The sequence below is a fragment of the Gelidibacter gilvus genome (genome assembly GCF_004115975.1).
Lineage (GTDB): Bacteria > Bacteroidota > Bacteroidia > Flavobacteriales > Flavobacteriaceae > Gelidibacter > Gelidibacter gilvus.
The window spans coordinates 1-625 of sequence record NZ_SDDZ01000039.1; the positions used below are offsets into that span (position 1 = coordinate 1).

The window sequence follows — 625 nt, forward strand, 5'->3', positions numbered from 1 at the left end:
GTTGGAAGCTCATTGACCTCTAACGACGCTGTGGCACTATTGCTACAGTTGTCGCCATCGGAATAAGTGTAGGTCAAGGTCTGTGTTCCCACCGAAGTATCAAAGTTGAACGTACCGTCACCATTATCGGTAACGCCCGTTCCACTATAGGTACCACCTGTTGGCATACCCGAACCTGCAATGTTTTGAACAAGTCCAGCATCTGTACACCAGGAGCCACCGGAAACGGTCACCGTTGGAAGGTCATTGACCTCTAACGAAGCGGTTGCACTATTGCTGCAGTTGTCGCCATCACTATAAGTATAGGTCAGCGTTTGCGTGCCTACCAAAGTATCAAAGTTGTACGTACCATCACCATTGTCGGTAACGCCCGTTCCACTATAGGTACCGCCCAATGGCATACCCGAACCTGCGATGTTTTGAACAAGTCCTGCATCTGTACACCAGGATCCGCCAGAAACGGTCACTGTTGGAAGCTCATTGACCTCTAAAGACGCTGTGGCTGAGTTTTCACAGGAATTACCATCACTATAGGTATAGGTCAGCACTTGAGTGCCCACTGAAGTATCAAAGTTGAACGTGCCGTCACCATTGTCGGTAACGCCTGTTCCACTATAGGTACCAC

Annotated in this window: 1 pseudogene; it reads right to left on the reverse strand. The window is 49.3% G+C overall.

Annotated features, from left to right (window positions below):
• Positions 1-625 (reverse strand): annotated as a pseudogene (locus ESZ48_RS19455) (hypothetical protein); the annotation flags it as partial.